The 16,748-nt window shown below is 71.0% G+C and carries 17 protein-coding genes; 10 read left to right on the top strand and 7 right to left on the bottom strand.

Features of this window, described 5'->3' with window-relative positions:
* Positions 1-67: 67 nt before the first annotated feature.
* From ACFWV3_RS09995 to ACFWV3_RS09980, 4 genes are all read right to left on the bottom strand, one after another.
* Positions 68-2,161, bottom strand: coding sequence for a CHAT domain-containing protein (locus ACFWV3_RS09995; RefSeq protein WP_382410272.1), 2,094 nt, complete (start codon positions 2,159-2,161; stop codon positions 68-70).
* The gene (locus ACFWV3_RS09990) at positions 2,158-2,514 is read right to left on the bottom strand and encodes a hypothetical protein (RefSeq protein ID WP_382410270.1); all 357 of its coding nucleotides are present in this window, start codon (positions 2,512-2,514) and stop codon (positions 2,158-2,160) included. The genes ACFWV3_RS09995 and ACFWV3_RS09990 overlap by 4 nt, the downstream gene beginning before the upstream one ends.
* Before the next feature lie 43 nt (positions 2,515-2,557).
* Entirely contained in the window at positions 2,558-3,088 is a 531-nt protein-coding gene (locus ACFWV3_RS09985) for an RNA polymerase sigma factor (RefSeq protein ID WP_382410268.1), read from the bottom strand.
* A gap of 96 nt (positions 3,089-3,184) precedes the next feature.
* Positions 3,185-4,348, bottom strand: a complete 1,164-nt coding sequence (locus ACFWV3_RS09980; RefSeq protein WP_382410266.1) for a pyridoxal phosphate-dependent aminotransferase — start codon at positions 4,346-4,348, stop codon at positions 3,185-3,187.
* A gap of 85 nt (positions 4,349-4,433) precedes the next feature.
* Between ACFWV3_RS09980 and ACFWV3_RS09975 the strand changes: the two genes are divergently transcribed.
* Both ACFWV3_RS09975 and ACFWV3_RS09970 read left to right on the top strand, forming a co-directional pair.
* Complete coding sequence (locus ACFWV3_RS09975; protein ID WP_382410264.1) at positions 4,434-5,600, top strand: RNA-guided endonuclease InsQ/TnpB family protein; 1,167 nt, start codon at positions 4,434-4,436, stop codon at positions 5,598-5,600.
* Between the two features lie 14 nt (positions 5,601-5,614).
* Complete coding sequence (locus tag ACFWV3_RS09970) at positions 5,615-6,862, top strand: DUF445 domain-containing protein (protein WP_382410262.1); 1,248 nt, start codon at positions 5,615-5,617, stop codon at positions 6,860-6,862.
* On the opposite strand, the gene ACFWV3_RS09965 is transcribed toward ACFWV3_RS09970, so the two are convergent.
* The gene (locus tag ACFWV3_RS09965) at positions 6,835-7,332 is read right to left on the bottom strand and encodes a CGNR zinc finger domain-containing protein (RefSeq protein WP_382410260.1); all 498 of its coding nucleotides are present in this window, start codon (positions 7,330-7,332) and stop codon (positions 6,835-6,837) included. The genes ACFWV3_RS09970 and ACFWV3_RS09965 overlap by 28 nt on opposite strands.
* A gap of 86 nt (positions 7,333-7,418) precedes the next feature.
* Here ACFWV3_RS09965 and ACFWV3_RS09960 point away from each other — a divergent pair, with 86 nt between their 5' ends.
* Genes ACFWV3_RS09960 through ACFWV3_RS09950 form a run of 3 tightly spaced genes read left to right on the top strand, consistent with a single transcriptional unit; the run spans position 7,419 to position 10,851 of the window.
* A complete protein-coding gene (locus ACFWV3_RS09960) occupies positions 7,419-7,943 on the top strand; it encodes a PadR family transcriptional regulator (protein WP_382410257.1) in 525 nt (174 codons plus the stop codon).
* On the top strand, positions 7,940-8,614 hold the full coding sequence (locus ACFWV3_RS09955; protein ID WP_382410255.1) for an ABC transporter ATP-binding protein: 675 nt from the start codon (positions 7,940-7,942) through the stop codon (positions 8,612-8,614). Before ACFWV3_RS09960 ends, ACFWV3_RS09955 begins: the two co-directional genes overlap by 4 nt.
* A gap of 5 nt (positions 8,615-8,619) precedes the next feature.
* Entirely contained in the window at positions 8,620-10,851 is a 2,232-nt protein-coding gene (locus ACFWV3_RS09950) for an FtsX-like permease family protein (RefSeq protein WP_382410253.1), read from the top strand.
* On the opposite strand, the gene ACFWV3_RS09945 is transcribed toward ACFWV3_RS09950, so the two are convergent.
* Positions 10,787-12,805, bottom strand: a complete 2,019-nt coding sequence (locus ACFWV3_RS09945; RefSeq protein ID WP_382410251.1) for an NACHT domain-containing protein — start codon at positions 12,803-12,805, stop codon at positions 10,787-10,789. The two genes, ACFWV3_RS09950 and ACFWV3_RS09945, sit on opposite strands and share 65 nt — an antisense overlap.
* Before the next feature lie 72 nt (positions 12,806-12,877).
* Positions 12,878-13,945 carry a methyltransferase domain-containing protein gene (locus tag ACFWV3_RS09940; protein ID WP_382410249.1) on the bottom strand — a complete coding sequence of 356 codons (1,068 nt, stop codon included), beginning with the start codon at positions 13,943-13,945 and terminating at the stop codon, positions 12,878-12,880.
* A 117-nt stretch (positions 13,946-14,062) separates the two neighbouring features.
* Here ACFWV3_RS09940 and ACFWV3_RS09935 point away from each other — a divergent pair, with 117 nt between their 5' ends.
* The 5 genes from ACFWV3_RS09935 to ACFWV3_RS09915 all read left to right on the top strand — a co-directional run bounded on the left by ACFWV3_RS09935 (position 14,063) and on the right by ACFWV3_RS09915 (position 16,718).
* Positions 14,063-14,440 carry a helix-turn-helix domain-containing protein gene (locus ACFWV3_RS09935; protein ID WP_382410247.1) on the top strand — a complete coding sequence of 126 codons (378 nt, stop codon included), beginning with the start codon at positions 14,063-14,065 and terminating at the stop codon, positions 14,438-14,440.
* 5 nt (positions 14,441-14,445) lie between these two features.
* The gene (locus tag ACFWV3_RS09930; RefSeq protein ID WP_382410245.1) at positions 14,446-15,105 is read left to right on the top strand and encodes a hypothetical protein; all 660 of its coding nucleotides are present in this window, start codon (positions 14,446-14,448) and stop codon (positions 15,103-15,105) included.
* Between the two features lie 108 nt (positions 15,106-15,213).
* Positions 15,214-15,507: a DUF2516 family protein gene (locus ACFWV3_RS09925; RefSeq protein WP_382410486.1), complete on the top strand. Its 294-nt coding sequence runs from the start codon at positions 15,214-15,216 to the stop codon at positions 15,505-15,507.
* Positions 15,504-16,160, top strand: coding sequence for an alpha/beta fold hydrolase (locus ACFWV3_RS09920; protein ID WP_382410243.1), 657 nt, complete (start codon positions 15,504-15,506; stop codon positions 16,158-16,160). Before ACFWV3_RS09925 ends, ACFWV3_RS09920 begins: the two co-directional genes overlap by 4 nt.
* Positions 16,161-16,169: 9 nt before the next feature.
* Positions 16,170-16,718, top strand: a complete 549-nt coding sequence (locus ACFWV3_RS09915; protein ID WP_382410241.1) for a type 1 glutamine amidotransferase domain-containing protein — start codon at positions 16,170-16,172, stop codon at positions 16,716-16,718.
* Positions 16,719-16,748: the final 30 nt, after the last annotated feature.

Below are 16,748 nucleotides of genomic sequence, written 5' to 3'. Positions count from 1 at the left end.
CGCGGCCGTGGTGGCCCGCCGCACTGCCCGCCGTGACGGCCGTGGGTGCCGCGGCGCCGTTCTCCGGTCACGGGCCGTGGGTGGACGTGGTCGTCTCCGGCGTCGACGTACCGGCGTCGGTGGGCTCGTCGCAGCTGCTGTGCACCGGCACGTCGTTCGCGGCCGCCCTGCACGCCGCGACGCTGGTCCCCGTGCCGTAGCAGCTGAACCCGAGGTGAGCGACGGCCCCGGCAGCGTCGGCGGGGTGGTCGATCCTCCGGTGGACCTCGGCCATGGCCCGGCTCGCGAGTGCGTCCGGCACCGGCAGCACGCCGGCGATCACGGCCCTGGTGCCCGCGTCGAGGAACGCGCGGGCGAGCCCCGACTCGCACGCCGACAGGACGACGATCTCGGGCGGGTGCTCGATCCTCGCGATGTCGTAGCCGTAGAGCGGGCCGTCGTCCAGGGCGAGGTAGGAGAACAGCGGGTTCTCGGGGTGGACGTGCCCGTGCGCCGCGATGTGGGCGATGCCGGCGCCTTCCAGTCCTTCGAGCGTTGACTCCACAGTGGACTTGATGATCGTGCCGCCGTGCTCTTGCCGGAGCCCGGTCACCTCGTCGTCGCGCAGCCGGGGGCCGGTCACCCACACCCGTCGTCCGCCGCGGCTTCCCGGCCGCCAGTGGCGCAGCGACGGGAGGACGTGGACCCGGTGCCGGAACGCCGCCCAGGGCATCGCGTGCAGCACGCCGTCCGGGATGACGACGACCTCGTCGGCCTCGGGCAGCAGGTCGGTGGTGATCCTCCGCCCGGCTCTGAGTGCGAGTCGCGCGGTGCGGACGAGCTCGGCGGGTTCGGGGATGGTGCGCATGCGAGCGCGGCCGTCGATCACGGTGACCGCCGTCATCCGTCCTTCGTGGACGATGAAGCTGACGAGCGGAAGTTCAGGTGCTGTCGGGGTTTTCCTCGTCTCGTGCCGCCGGGTGGCGAGGGTGAGCCTGCGGACGTTCCTCTCCAGGGCTTCGAGCGGCAGTCCGAACGCCCGCGCCCGCCGCAGTTCCGCGAGCGCCTGAGCCAGCGCGGGATCGTTGGGAGGCAACGGCATCGAGACCCGGTGCCGTTCCGACCAGTGCAACACCTCGCGCGCGGTCCGCGCCAGGCCGAGCGCGTGCCCGGTGAGCTCCCGGCGCGGCCAGTCGCCGTGGTGCTCGTCGAGCAGCTTCACCCCGGCCCGGCACGCCGCCAGCGCACCCCGCCGGTTGGACCGCCGCGCCTGCGCCAGCCACCCGAGCGCCCGCGTCCGCACCGGCCCGCGAAACCTCTGTGCCGCAACGGCATCAAGCCTTCCCGCGGCGAGCATGAACTCGGGGTCGTCGCCACCGATCTTCCGCGCGGGCGCCGGATCACCATCGCGCAACGCACACCGCGCGCTCAGCACCGCCAGCTCGGGCACGTGCCGGTTGCACCGCCGCAGCAGCTCCATCGCCGGTGTCAGCACGCGCCGCGCCTCCGCCGTGAGCCCGGCGGCGAGCAACGCCTCGGCCCGGTCGACCAGCGCCTCCGGCCTGCTGGTGGAGTCGAGCCCGGCCTTCGCCGCCTCCTCGTACCGGCGCAGCGCCAGCGGCAGGTCACCGGCCAGCATCGCCGCGAACCCCCTGTTGTGCAGGCACATCGCCGCCCGCCCCGGCTCCCCGATGGCCAGCAGCACCGTCTGGGCCGTCCGGAAGTCGACCTCCGCCCTGGCCGGCTGGGCGGCGTTGCAGCGAGCGATCCCCCGCCCGACCAGCGCGTTGGCGAGCCAGCGCTCGTCCCCGTACCTCTTCAACTCCCTGATCACCGCGGTCAGCTCCGCGATCGCCAGCCGCGGCTCCGTGGTCAGGTGCAGCCCGCGCAAGCACCGCGCCCTCGCCAGCTCTCGGCCGCGCAGGTGCGGCGTGGCCAGGTCGAGGTGGTCCAGGCTCTGCTTGCGCCGCCCCCGATCGAGTTCGATCCACGCCAGCGCGAGGTGGAACCTCGCCTCCCCGCTGAGCCGCAACCCGCGCCGCGCGAACCGGGCGGCGACGTCGAGGTGGCCGAGCTCGACGTGGGCGACGCTGAGGTCGTGCAGGGCGTCGGCGCGTTCGGCCTTCGTGCCCGTGACCTCGGTGGCCGCGATCGTGGCGCGCGGGTCGGAGCTGGCGCTCATGCGACGAACCACCCCGTCGTCAGGCCCAGCTCGGGCACGGTCACGCACACCGGTCCGGGGGTGATGCCGGCCCGGAACCAGCCTTCGGCGTCGGGCTGGAGGGCTTGCGTCGTGCCGGGTGTGCGGACTTCGACGGCTGCCTCGTCGTCCAGCACCCCGGTCAGTCGGCCGGAGTCGATCTGGAGGTGGAGGCGGCCGGTGCCGGCGTGGAAGGCGAGCTGCCTGGACGGGCCGCGCATCGGTTCTTGGACCGGCTCCATGGGAGTGAGGCCGGTGGGCTGGGGTGTGAGGACGGGCGGCGGGGCGTCGGTGTGGAACAGGTCGGCGAGCTCGTCGAGCAACGGGTCCCTCATCGCGCGCCTCCCACGGCCGTGGCGGGTCGAAGTCCGGTCTCCCTCATCGCAGTCCCTCCACCTTCCGCCGCAGTTCAGCCAGGCACCGGCTGCGCGTCGACCCGACGTTCCCCACCTTCATCCCCAGGGCGTCGGCAACCTGTGCATAACTCAGCTCCGGGCTGTGGGCAGCTATTCGCAGCAGCCGCTGGCACCGCTCGTTCAACGTCGTGAGCGCACCCCAGAGCCGCCGTTGTCGGTCATTGGCGATGACGACCTCGTCGGGTGTCGGGAGCACCGACTCCGGCTCCCACAGGTCGTACGGCACCTCGCGTCCGCGGGTGCGCAGCACGGCGATCGACTGACGGGTCGCGGTACGGACCAGCCACACGCCCAGAGCTTCGGGGTCGCGGATGCGGGTCAGGTGTTCGGCCAGGCAGAGCCACGTGCACTGGTAGACGTCGGCCGCGTCCGCATGGCTCAGGCGGAACGATCTGGGCACCGACCAGACGAGTCTCGAGTAGCGCTCGACCAGGGCGTCCCAGCCGCACGAGCCGGAACGCCAGCCGACGAGAACCTTCGTGTTCGAGTCCATGCCATTAGGAGTCGAACAACGGCGGCGAGGCTCCGCAGGTCACTCGAAAGTGGGTTGTCCACAGGTGTGGAGGAACTCATCCACACCTGTGGACAACTACAGCTTGTGGAGGCGCTCCACGGCTTCGTCGATCACCGCGTCCTGCTTGCAGAACGCGAACCGGATCAGGTGCTTCCAGTCCTCGGGGTGGTCGGTGAACACCTGGACGGGCACGGCCGTGACGCCGATGCGTGCCGGCAGGTCGCGGCAGAGCTCCAAGCCGTCCGAGTAGCCCAACGGGCGTACGTCGGCGCAGATGAAGTACGTGCCCTCGGACGACCGCACCTCGAAACCGGCCGCACGCAAACCCTCGGCCAGACGCGCGCGCTTCGAGGCCAAGGAGTCGCGCAACGACGACACCCAGTCCAGTTCGGCGGTCAGGGCGTGGGCGACGGCGGGCTGGAACGGCGCCCCGCCCACGAACGTCATGAACTGCTTGGCCGCCCGGACCGCGCCGACCAGCTCGGCGGGACCGCACACCCAGCCGATCTTCCAGCCGGTGCAGTTGAACGTCTTGCCGGCACCCGAGATCGACAGGGTCCGCGACGCCATCCCCGGCAGCGAGGCCAGCGGGATGTGGACCAACCCGTCGAACACCAGGTGTTCGTACACCTCGTCGGTGATCGCCAGCAGGTCGTGCTCGACGCACAGCGCCGCGATCGCTTGGAGCTCCTCCAAGCGGAAGACGGTCCCGGTCGGGTTGTGCGGCGAGTTGACCAGCACGGCCCGAGTCCGCGGCGTCACGGCGGCGCGCAACGCGTCGACGTCCAACGCCAACCGGCCCGACGAGTCCTCGCGCAGCCCGACGGACACCCGCGTCGCGCCGGCCATCGCCACCGAGGCGGCGTAGGAGTCGTAGTACGGCTCGATCAGGATGACCTCGTCACCGGCCTCGACCAGCGCCAGCAACGAGGCCGCGATCGCCTCGGTGGCACCCACCGTCACCAGGACCTCGGTGTCCGGGTCGTACGAGAGCCCGTAGCGCGACCGGTGCGCGGCGACGGCGCGGCGCAGCACCGGCATGCCGGGCCCCGGCGGGTACTGGTTCACACCGGACGCGATCGCGGACTGGGCGGCCGCGAGCATCGACGCCGGACCGTCGGTGTCGGGGAAGCCCTGACCGAGGTTGACGGCGTCGTGCTGCACCGCCAGCGCCGTCATCTCCGCGAAGATCGTCGACGTGAACGGCTGCAACCGAGGAACTAGCGCTGGTACCCGCACAACGTCGAATCTTCACCCGAATCGCGTGCCGAGGGAAGTCCGGTCCTCCGTCGTGTGAGAAATCCACGTCGACACGCCAGCCGAAATGCGCTTCGAACCTGTGTTCTACCGTTGTTCGGGTGAAGCTCGCCGTTCAGGTTCGCCTGCTGCCATGCGCCGAGCAGGCGAATGCCTTGGCGGCGACACTGCGTTTGGGGCACAGGCCGCGGTGCGGACGGTGAAGAAGGTCATCGACGCTTACGCCAGTCACGGGGCGCGCGTCCGGGCTGGAAGCCGTGCAGGTCTGCGCAGGGCCAAGGCCGACTGCAGGGCGATCAGGTTCCGGTCGGACTCGGCTCAACCGTTCGACGATCGCATGTTGTCGTGGCGGTACGACGCCGGGACCGTGTCGATCTGGACCACGGAGGGCCGGCTCAAAGGGCTTCGGTTCGTCGCGGACGCTGCGCAGCTCGCGCTGCTCAAGGCGCACCGTCGGGGCGAGTCCGACCTGGTGTCCAGGGACGGGAAGTGGTTGCTGATCGCCACTTGTGAGGTAACCGAACCGGAGGCGCCGACGCCGGACGACTGGATCGGGGTGGACAGGGGCATCGTCAATCTGGCGACGACGTCGGACGGCGAGAACTTCCAGGGCCGCCGACTGCAGCGCTATCGGCGCTGGCACGCGCTGAAACGATCCGAGTTGCAGGCGAAGGGCACCAGGTCGGCTGCTCGTCGCCTGCGAAGGCGTGCTCGAAGAGAGCACCGTCACGCAACTCACCTCAACCACGCAATCGCCAAGAAGCTGGTGGCTGTCGCGCAACGCACCGGCCGCGGTATCGCTCTGGAGGATCTGAGCGGCATCCGCGACCGGGTACGGCCTCGCCGCGACCAGCGAGCCGCCCATTCTTCCTGGCCGTTCCACCAACTCGGCACGTTCATCGAGTACAAGGCGAAGCGTGCAGGAGTCCTGGTGGTCACCGTGGACGCCCGCTACACCTCTCAGACGTGTCCGCGCTGTGGCCACACGGCACGCGGGAACAGAGTCAGTCGCGACATGTTTCGCTGTCGTGGATGCGGCCTCGCTGGGCCGGCCGATCACGTCGCCGGGATCAACGTGCGCAACCGTGCGCGCTCGGCGTGGGCACCTGTCAACGTGCCCGGACCGCCTGCTCGAGGGCGCGCGGTCGATGCGACCTGTCCACCGCCGCCAGCCGTGGACGGAGAACGCGACTCGATGGGAGCGACGAGCTCACCACCCAGATCGAGAAGTTGACGGACAATGGACCCGTGGAGCAACTGACCGCCGCTGACCAGCAGAAGCGCACCGACCTGCGCAAGATGAAGCTCGTCGCCACCAGCTTCCTGGTCGGCGCCACGGTCGTCTTCTTCGGCACCCACGCCTTCGAGGGCGCCTGGGTCGGGTACGTGCGGGCCGCCGCCGAGGCCGGCATGGTCGGCGCTCTCGCCGACTGGTTCGCCGTCACCGCGCTGTTCCGCAGGCCGCTGGGACTGCCGATCCCGCACACTGCGATCATCCCCGAGCGCAAGAACATGTTCGGGCAGACGCTCGGCGACTTCGTGGGCGTCAACTTCCTCAGTCCCGAGGTGGTGCAGGACAAGCTCCGCCGGGCCGGCATCGCCGAGCGGGCGGGCGCGTGGCTCAAACAGCCCGAGAACGCCGAGCGCGTCACCACCGAGATGGCCAACGTCCTCAAGGGCGCGATCACCGTGCTCAAGGACGACGTGGTGCAGGCCGTCGTCGAGCAGGCGATCGTCAAGCGGGTCACCGCGAAGCCGTGGGGGCCGCCGCTGGGCAAGCTGCTGAACCAGGTGCTCACCGACGGCGCGCACCACAAGCTCGTCGACCTCATGTGCGACCGCGCGTACGAGTGGGTGCGCGACAACCACGACAAGGTCAGCCTCATCGTCTCGGACCGCGCGCCCACGTGGTCGCCCAAGTTCGTCGACTCGCTGCTCGGCGACAAGGTCTACACCGAGCTGGTCAACTTCGCGTGGGCGGTGAAGACCGACGTCAACCACCCGATGCGGCTCGCCGTGGACCAGTTCCTGATCGAGTTCTCGAGTGACATGCAGAACGACCCGGCCACCATGCAGCGCGCCGAGCAGGTCAAGCAGCAGGTGATCAACCACCCCGACGTGCAGAAGCTGATCAGCAGCGCGTGGGGCACGGCCAAGAAGATGCTCATCGACGCCGCCGAGGACCCGTCCAGCGAGCTGCGCAAGCGGGTCACGCAGGGATTGGTCACGCTCGGCACCAACCTCACCGACGACCCGGCGCTGCGCGGCAAGGTCGACGGCTGGCTGGAGCAGGCCGCCGGGTACGTCGTGAGCAACTACCGCGCGGAGATCACCACGCTCATCACGGACACGGTCGAGCGCTGGGACGCGGAGGAGACCTCGCGCAAGATCGAGCTGCAGGTCGGCAGGGACCTGCAGTTCATCCGGATCAACGGCACCGTGGTCGGCGCGCTGGCCGGCCTGGTGATCTACACCGTGGCCAGCGTGTTGTTCTGACCCACGCTCTGCGCCCGCGACCGTTTTCGGAACGTCCGCGCCTTCTCGCGGTTGCCGCACACCTGCATCGAGCACCACGTGCGCGAGCGGTTGCGCGAGCGGTCGAAGAACGCCCGCAGGCAGTCGTCGGCAGGACAGATCTTGAAGCGCTCCCAGGAGCCCAGCACCGCGAGGCGGGCGGAGGCGGCCAGCACGGCGCCCAGCGCGTCCGGGCTCGACAGCACCGGGACGCCGTCGGTGAGCTCGATGTGCACCACGCCCGCGGCCGTCCGCGGTCCTGACGACCCCTCGATGGACGACCTCAGCGCCGCCCTGGCCGCGCGCACCTGCGCGAGTTCGCTGCTCCGCCCGAGGCCGCGCTCGGTCACCCACGCGCGCCAGGAGGCTTCACTGTCCAGTACGTGTCGAGTGTTCAGGAAGTCGAGCAGCAGCTCGACGTCGTGATCCCAGCCGACAGTCAGACCAGTCACCCCACCACTGTAGGCGCCACGGCGGTTGCCCGTCAGGGCGTTCGAGGAATACACCCGGTGTATACATGGTGTGTATAGTGCCTCTCATGTCGATCGGACACGCATTGTTGGGCCTGCTCGAAGGCGGTCCAAGGCACGGTTACGACCTGAAGCGCGCCTACGACGAACGCTTCGGCCAGGACCGGCCCCTGCACTACGGGCAGGTGTACTCGACCCTGTCGAGACTGCTGAAGAACGGCTTCGTCACCGAGGCGGGCGTCGAGGCGGGTGACGGTCCCGAACGCAAGCGCTACGCGATCACGGACGCCGGGGTCACTGATGTAGAACGCTGGCTCGGCACGCCGGAGAAGCCGGAGCCGTACCTGCAGAACACGCTCTACGCGAAGGTCGTGCTGGCCCTGCTGTCGGGCCGCAGCGCCACCGAGGTGCTCGACGCGCAACGGGCCGCGCACCTCGCCACCATGCGCGAGCTGACCAGGCGCAAGATCGACGGCGACCTCGCCGACCAGCTCATCTGCGACTTCGCGCTGTTCCACCTCGAAGCCGACCTGCGGTGGCTCGAACTGACCGCCGCCCGCCTGGACCAGCTGGCCGTGGAGGTCACGCGATGAGCCTGTTGAGGGCAGAGGGCCTGACCAAGTCGTTCGGCAAGACGCACGCGCTCGACGGCGCGGGCATCTCGATCCGCGCGGGGGAGGTCGTGGCGGTGATGGGGCCGTCGGGCTCCGGCAAGTCGACGCTGCTGCACTGCCTCGCGGGCATCCTGCCGCCGGACCAGGGCACCGTGCACTACCGCGACCAGGACCTCACGGCGATGAACGACAGCGCTCGCAGCGAGCTGCGGCGCACCGAGTTCGGGTTCGTCTTCCAGTTCGGCCAGCTCGTGCCGGAGCTGACCTGCCTGGAGAACGTCGCGCTGCCGCTGCGGCTCAGCGGGATGAAGCGCAAGGACGCCGAGCGAGCCGCGACGGACTGGCTCGCCCGGCTGGAGGTCGACGGCGTCGCCGACCAGCGGCCCGGTGAGACCTCCGGCGGTCAGGGGCAACGCGTCGCGGTCGCCCGCGCCCTGGTCACCGGGCCGAAGGTGATCTTCGCCGACGAACCGACCGGCGCACTCGACTCGCTCAACGGCGAGCGGGTCATGCACCTGCTCACGACCGCGGCCCGCGAGACGGGTGCCGCCGTCGTGCTCGTGACGCACGAACCCCGCGTCGCGGCCTACTCCGACCGTGAGGTCGTCGTGCGCGACGGACGGTCGAGGGACGCGGAGTTCGCACGGTGAACCGCGTGGTCGCAGACCTCTCGCTCGGGGTCCGGCTGGCCGTCGGGGGCAGCCGGAAGTCGTGGGTGAGGCTCCTGCTCCAGGGCCTGGGCATCGGTCTCGGCGTGGCGTTGCTGCTGTTCGCGGCCTCGCTGCCGAGCGTGATCGACTCGCGCGAGACCAAGGAGGACGCGCGCAACGCCGTGTCCGAGGGAACCGGTCCGCCGCCGCTGCTCGCCGAGGAGCAGAGCCACGCCTACCGGTCCGGCAACGTCGGCGGCGCCTACCTCAAGGCGGTCTCCCCGGACGCTCCGGTGCCGCGGGGCATCGCCAGGGTGCCGGGTGACGGGGAGATCTTCGTGTCGCCCGCGCTGGCCGACCTGCTCGCCTCTCCCGAGGGGGAGCTGCTGAGGCCGCGGTTCCCGCAGCGGGTCGTCGGCACGATCAGCGAGACGGGCCTGCTCTACCCCGGTGAGCTGCGGTACTACGCCGGCGACGACGCGATCCAGCCGGACCAGGAGAACAACTTCGTCTACCGGTGGGGCCTCACCTACGCCGGTGGCGGGCTCGATCCGATGCTGTGGATGCTCAGCGTCGTCGGCCTGGTGGTGCTGCTGTTCCCCGTGCTGGTGTTCGTGGGGGTGGCGACGAGGCTCGCCGCCGCCCAGCGCGACCGCAGGCTCGCGGCGTTGCGCCTGGTGGGTGCCGCCGCGAGCAGGGTGCGGCTGATCGCCTCCGGCGAGTCCCTGGTCGGCGCGCTGGCCGGGCTCGTGGTCGGGTTCGGCATCTTCTTCGCCGTCCGGCCGTCGGTCGACCGGATCAGCATCCAGCAGCTGTCGACGTTTCCCGCCGACGTCATCCCGACGCTCGCGCTGACGCTCACGATCGTCGTCGCGGTGCCGGTGCTCGCCGTGGTGACCTCGCTCGTCGCGATGCGCCGCACGATCATCGAACCACTGGGCGTGGTGCGCGACCAGAAGCCGGTGCGGCGGAGGCTGTGGTGGCGCCTCGTGCCCGTCGTGGCGGGGATCGCCCTGCTGGCGAGCCAGATCGGGGAGCTGGGTCCGTCCGAGCGTCCCGAGGAGGAGCCGGTGGTGCTCGGGGTGGTGCTGCTGTTGCTCGGCATCCCCGTGATCCTGCCGTGGCTGGTCGAGCGGGTCGTGTTCCGGGTGCGGGGCCGCACGCCGGCTCTGCAGCTCGCCGTGCGCCGGTTGCAGCTCGACTCCGGTACGGCGGCCCGTGTCGTCGGCGGTGTCGCGGTCGTGCTCGCGGGCACGGTGACGCTGCAGATGCTGTTCGCCGGCGTCGAGAAGGAGGTCCGGACCGAGAGGGACGAGGAGGCCGCCTTCCGCTACCTGAGCGTCTCCACCAGTTCCACGCCGGGCACCGACGTCGGCGCCATCGCGGCGGCGCTGGGGGACAGCCGGGGGGTGACCGCGGTGCACCGGGTCGACGAGGCGCTCGGCGTGCTGCCGGACAACCGCTACCTCTCCATCAGCGTCGGCCCGTGCGGGGCGCTGGCCCTGCTGGCGGCCGTCCAGGACTGCGCCGACGGCGGGGCCTACTACGTGCCGTTCACGAAGGGAGAAGCTCCTCCCCGCGCGGGCGAGGTCATGACGATGCGCGTGACGGGTGGGACCTTCACGATGCCGCAGGTGCGGTCCGTCACGGGGCCCCAGCCGGGGCTCCTGCTCACTCCGGCCGCCGCGCGCGGCATGGTGCCGCGCAACTCCGAGTTCATGGCCGAGCTCGACCCGGCGGTGCCCGATGCCGCCGAGTTCGCGCGCAACGCCCTGGCGAGCTACCGGTGGCAGGTGCACACGTACTTCGTCGGCGCGGACAGGTCCGGGGAGATGGACAGCGCCTTCGGCGTGGTCCGCAGGGCGTTGCTCGCGGGCGCGTTCCTCACGCTGCTGGTCGCTGCGGGGTCGTTGCTCGTCGTGGCGCTGGAACAGGTGCGGGAGCGGCGCAGGCCGCTCGCCGTGATGGCCGCGAGCGGGATCCCGCGCGGGACGCTCGCGCGGTCGTTGCTCTGGCAGAACGCCCTTCCGCTCGCGCTCTCCACGGTCGTGGCGCTGGCCACCGGCATCGGGCTGGGCGTGCTGGTCATGCGGGCGTCCGGCGCCGAGATCGCCTTCGACTGGGCCGGGATCGGCCTCATGACGGTGATCGTCGCCGGTCTGACCCTCGCGGTCACTGCTCTGACGTTGCCTTCGCTGAGAAGGGCGACCGGAGCGCTGGGCCTGCGGACCGAGTAGCCACCTCGTGCTCTGCCAGGCGGTCCTGCACCAGTCCGTGCCGGAACTGGTAGCAGGCTCCCGCCCGGCAGAGCACGCCCAGCTTGCGCGCGTCCTCCAGGAAGACCATCAGCTCCCACGGCAGCTTTCCGCGCAGCGCCAACCAGATCCGCGCGACGGTGAACCACCACCAGCGCAGGTGCAGCACCGAGAGCGCGAACCCGAGCAGCAGCCCGGAGGCGAGGCCCAGCCCGACCATCCCGGTCTGGCCGGGACCGAACACCAGCGCCGCCGCCGAGCCGAACACCACCGCCAGCACCAGGGAACCGGTCCACACCGCGATCCGGTCGCGCGCCATCGTCCACTGTGGACTGGAGGCTTGCGAGAGCTCGGCGGCGCTCGTCAGCGCGAACCGCAGCGCGACCGCCACGGCGAGGCCGAGCCCGACGACGAGCCCCGCGGACAGCCCGTACAGCGCGCCGAAGACCAGCCCGCCGGCCAGCCCCAGCACCCCGGGCACCAGCAGCAGGCTGCGCCAGATCCCCAGTCGCGGCTTGGCCTTGCGCTCGTGCGACGCCGTCAGCGCGGCCGCTCCGACGGCGATGCCCGCGACCAGACCGGTGATCGGCGCGAGCTTCGGCGTGATCGAGTACGCCATCAGCCAGCCGACGCCGAACCCGCCGATCGCGCCCAGCACGATCGCGCCGAGCACCGCGAGCCACGTGCTGCCGACCGACCGGCGCAGCTCCCACCAGGCCAGCTCGCGGATGCCGCGGTCGCGCATCTCGTGGGCCAGGAACTCGAGCCACCGCCGGGCCCGGTCGCGCGGCCAGACCTGTGAGGCCCTGGCGTGGTGCGCGAACGCCCTGTTGCCGAACGCCCGCGAGACCAGCTCGTCGCAGAGGTGGTCGGAGATCGCCCGCGCGTCGGGGAAGCGGCCGCGGTCGAGCAGCTCGGTCGGCTCCGCCTCGCTGTCGGCGTAGACCATGCTCGCCAGCCACATCGTGAGCGGCGTCGACAGCGCCTCGGCGAGCCGGCCGTCCGGCTCCTCGCGCAGCTGGATGAACACCGGCTCCCACCGCGCGGCGCCCCAGCTGTCGGCGCTCGAGCGCAGGTAGGCGGCGACCTCCTCCAGGTCGAGCGGCGCCAGTTCGACGACGTCCGCGCCCGGCACCGCGCCGGCGGCGTGCACGGCCTGGGCGAACTCGGTGGTGCGGCAGGTCAGCACGAGCGGCCGCCTCGCCGGGAACGCCTTGATGATGCGGGCCAGTGCGTCCGCGCGCTGGTGGCCGGGGATGTCGTCGAGGCCGTCCAGGACCGGTAGCACGAGGTGCTGCTCGACCAGCAGGTCGCCGGCGTAGCTGCCGTACAGCTCGGTGTTGCGCAGCGCGGGGTGGTCCTCGTAGAGCCGGCGGGTGATCCAGGTGCGGATGTCCTCGACCGCCGGGTCCCACGTCGACAGCGGCAGCAGGACCGGGACCCTGCCGCCGTCGTAGCGGTCGAGCAGCCCGCACGTCAGCAGCGTCGCGACGGTCGACTTGCCGGTACCGGCCTCGCCGACGATCACCATGCGGCGGTTGGCCTGCCGTTCGAAGGCGCCGACGACGGCGTCGCTGCGTCCGGGAGGGGCGTCCGGCTCGTCGCTCAGGTCCAGCTCGGGAGCGGTCCAGTGCAGGTCGAGCAGGTCGGGTTCGGTGAGGCCGCGCGAGCGCACCTCCTCGTTCCACTGCGCCTGCAGGCCGACGGCGAGCGCGCGGCACGCGGCGTCGAGGTGCTCGTCGGTGCTCAGCGCGGCGTTGTGCCTGCGCCGGACCCACGGGTCGAGCAGCGCCAGCAAGCCCAGGAACGCCACCGCGAGCACGAACAGCCACAGGTGCGGGTTGATGCCGTGGTCGGTCACGAACAGACCGGCCGCCGTGAGCAGCGCGGTCAGCACGCAGCCGGTCAGCAACGCCTGCTGACGGAATCTGGACATGCGTCGCATCATGACGCACCGCATCCACCCGAAGTCGATTCAGTGACCCGTGTCGTGACGTTCAGTTGTCGATCACAGATGCCAGTGCAGATCGCCCAGCGTCAGGAACTGGCCGTCGGGCCCGACGCGGACCCCGAAGTCCTGCCGCCGCGGTTCGCCCAGCTCACGCCACCGCTCGACGGCCTGCTCCGCCACGTCCCACAGCCGGCGGGGGCCGCCCTGGTCGACGTGGGAACCGTGGTGGTGCACCCACGACCCGTCCTGGTGGGCGAGCCAGTCGCGGCCCGCGACGACGCCGGGCAGCGCGGTGCCGGCGAAGAACTCGAACGGGCTGGCCGGGTCGATGACGGTCGCCAGCGGCAGCGTGGTCCTGCCGCGTTCGAACTCGCCCTCGCCGGCGACGGCGGGCGGCCGGGCGTGGGCGCGCAAGGGCATGAACCGCCCGTCCTCGACCAGGACGAGGCCCTCGCCGGTGCCGTCGCCGTTCGACGTGATCCGGACGAGCCCCGCGCCGATCGGGCGGTGCAACGTCGTGACGACCAGTCCGCCTGGCCGGGTCTGCTCCAGCCAGGCGGGCGGGATGGTCGAGACGGAGCAGGTGGCGAGCACGCGGTCGTACGGCGCGCGCTCCGGGTGGCCGAGCGCGCCGTCGCCGTTCACGCAGGCCGGGAAGAAACCGTTGTCGTGCAGCCGTTCCCGTGCGCGCTGGGAGACGTCCGGGTCGACGTCGATCGTGGTGACCCGGTCCGAACCCAGTGCGTGGCAGAGGAGAGCGGCGTTGTACCCCGTACCGGTGCCGACCTCGAGGACCGTCTGTCCGGTGTGGACTTCCAGCGCCTCCAGCATGATCGCCATGATCGTGGGCATGCTCGACGAGCTGGTCGGTGTGCCACCGGTCACCGTGTCGTCGCCGTCGAACTGGGTAACCCTGGCGTCGTCGGCGTAGACGAGCTCGAGCCACCCGGGATCGCCGGAGGTGACGCGCTCCCAGTCGCCGCTCGGCACCAGGCGGTAGAAGTGCGGCAGGAACTCGTGCCGCGGGACGGCCCGGAAAGCCTTGAGCCACCGGGACTCGTGCAGCACTCCGTCGCCGAGCAGGTGGTCCGCCAGCTCGGCGCGCAGGGCTCCGGCGTCGTCCATGTCACCCGTCACGGTAGTCCTGTGGCGGAGCCCACGCAGGGATTGCTAGCAGAGTGCTTGCAACTGCTAGCACCCGTCGCTAACGTGGTCGGTGGCACGAGGAACGGGAGCAGGGCAGTGGACAAGTCCATCGACAAAGCAGTCGCGGACCTCGGCCGCAACATCGGTGAGTACATCCGCGAGCAGCGCAACTCCGCGAAGATCTCCTTGCGGGAGCTGGCGAAGCAGGCGGGTGTCTCCAACCCCTACCTGAGCCAGATCGAGCGGGGACTGCGCAAGCCCAGCGCGGAGATCCTGCAACAGATCGCCAAGGGGCTGCGCATCTCGGCGGAGGCGCTCTACGTCGAAGCCGGGATCCTCCAGCAGCGCGAAGGCGGTGCGTTGGCCGACGCCATCGTCGCCGCGACCGATCTGACCGAGCGGCAGAAGCAGGTGCTGCTCGACGTCTACGAATCTTTCAGGCGGGAGAACGCCGCCAAGAACTCAGAGGAGTGATCTCCATGCCGAAGCTCACCCAGGACGACGTCCGCAAGGCCGCCGAGCAGGGCGCCCACGCCGCCCGCCAGGCCCTTCTCGCCGCGCTCGGCGCCGGTGACCTCGCCGCCAAGGCCGTGGTCGAGGCCCTGACCAAGGCCAAGGAGCGCGCCGAGGAGGCCCGCACCCAGGCCAAGGACCTGCCCACCGAGCTGGGCGACCTGCGCGAGAAGCTGCAGCCGGCCGAGCTCAAGAAGCTCGTCGACGCCTACACCGCCTCCGCGGTGAACCTGTACACCTACCTCGCGGAGCAGGGCGAGCAGACGCTGGAGCAGATCAAGGCCCAGCCGCAGGTCAAGCAGGCCGTGGAGCAGGTCGAGCAGGCCGTCGGTGCCGCGCAGAAGCGCGCCGAGTCCGCCGCCGCCGACGCCAAGGTGCTCGCCGACGACGTCCTCGGCAAGGTGACCCGCCGCACCCGTTCGGTCGGCGAGAAGGTCGCCAACCAGGTCGAGGACAGCGCGGAGAAGCTGGCAGAGGAGATCGTCGAGGCCGGTGGCGAGGCCGCGCACGAGGTGCGCAGCACGACCCGCAAGGCCGCGAACCGCACCGCGCCGCGCAAGCCGGCGACCACGACGCGCAGCACCACCACCGCTGCGAAGAAGACCACGCCGAACACCACCAAGTGACTCGGGTCTGAGGTTTTCCCGCGAGAGGGGAGAGGTCCGAACGGGCCGCTCCCCTCTTGTCGTACCGGCACGTAGTCTGGGTGCGTGTTCGACATCCCGCCCTTCAGCATCTGGTACCTCGACGGCTTCGTGTACTTCGTGCTCGACCTCGGGTTCACCATCCTGGGCCTGTTCGCGTTCTTCCACGCGCTGACCCAGAAGGTGGACGCCTACACGGCGATCGAGCGCATGACCAAGCCCGCCTGGCTGGGCATCACCGGTGGTGGGACGGCGGCGATGCTGTTGTTCACACCGGGCGGCATCGGGTCGATCTTCTGGCTGGCCGGCCTCGTCGCCGTGCTCGTGTACATGGTGGACGTGCGCCCGAAGCTGATCGAGGTGCAGCGCGGCCCCCGCTGGTGATCACGACGTCCTACGGGTCCGGCTCGCCGGTGACGCTGGTCGCCCACGGTCTCGGCGCCACGCCCGGCGAGGCGCGCATCCCCGCTTCGGGGCTGCCGGGGACGCGCGTAGTGGTGACGCTGCCGTCGCACGGAGACGCCCCGGACGCACCGCCGGGGTACTGGGACTACGGCCGGATCGCGGCCGACCTGGCGTCCGTTCCCGCCGACCAGGCCGTGGGCGTCTCGCTGGGCGCCGGAGCGCTGGTGCGGGTGCTCTCGGCCGAGCCCGGCCGCTTCCGGCGGGTCGCACTGCTGCTCCCGGCCGTGCTGGACCAGCCGCGTCCGTCGTTCACGCTGCGGCAGCTCTCGGACCTGACGGTCGGACCGCCCGCCTACGTCGCCGAACGCCGTGCCGCGCTGGCGCGCCTGGAGGCCGCGGCCTCCCAGCTGCCGGGTCAGGTCGCGGTCGCCGACGCCTCGGTGCTGAGCTCGGTGACGGTTCCGGTGCTGGTCATCGGGGCCGTGGGCGACCCGCTGCACCCCGAGGACGTGGCGAAGGCGACCGCGGCCGCGTTCCCGGACGGGGAGCTGTGGCTGGTCGACTCGCCCTCGCCGATGATCACCCACCGCACGGAGATCCGGCACAGGTTGACGTCGTTCTTCGGCGGGTAGCCGAAGTGCATGGCTGAACAGAAGAAGATCGCGTTCCTGGTCGACACGGAGGGCATCGAGCAGGTCGAGCTCACCGACCCGTGGTCCCACGTGGAGAAGGCCGGTGGCGTTCCGCGCCTGCTCGCGCCGAAGCTGGGCGAGGTGAAGGGCTTCAACCACCTGACGCCCGCCGACTCGTTCCCGGTGGACGGCACCTATGCCGACGCGTCCGCGGACGACTACGACGGTGCGGTCATTCCCGGTGGCGTGGCCAATGCGGACTTCCTGCGCATGGACTCCGACGCCGTGGCGCTGGTGAAGGCCCTGGTGGCGGCCGGCAAGCCGATCGCGTCGATCTGCCACGGACCGTGGCTGCTGGTCGAGGCGGACGTGGTGCGCGGCAAGATGCTGACGTCGTTCCCGAGCCTGCAGACCGACATCCGCAACGCGGGCGGCGACTGGGCGGACCAGGAGGTCCGGGTCTGCGACATGAACGGGTGGACGCTCGTGACCTCCCGCAACCCCGACGACCTGCCGGCGTTCAACCGCGAGGCCCTGAAGGCGTTCGGGCTGGACTGAGGTGACCGGGATCTGCAGCTCCCGGCCCCG

Source organism: Lentzea sp. NPDC059081, assembly GCF_042738015.1.
Classification (GTDB): Bacteria; Actinomycetota; Actinomycetes; order Mycobacteriales; family Pseudonocardiaceae; genus Lentzea.
This window is presented reverse-complemented; position numbering and strand designations above follow the sequence as displayed.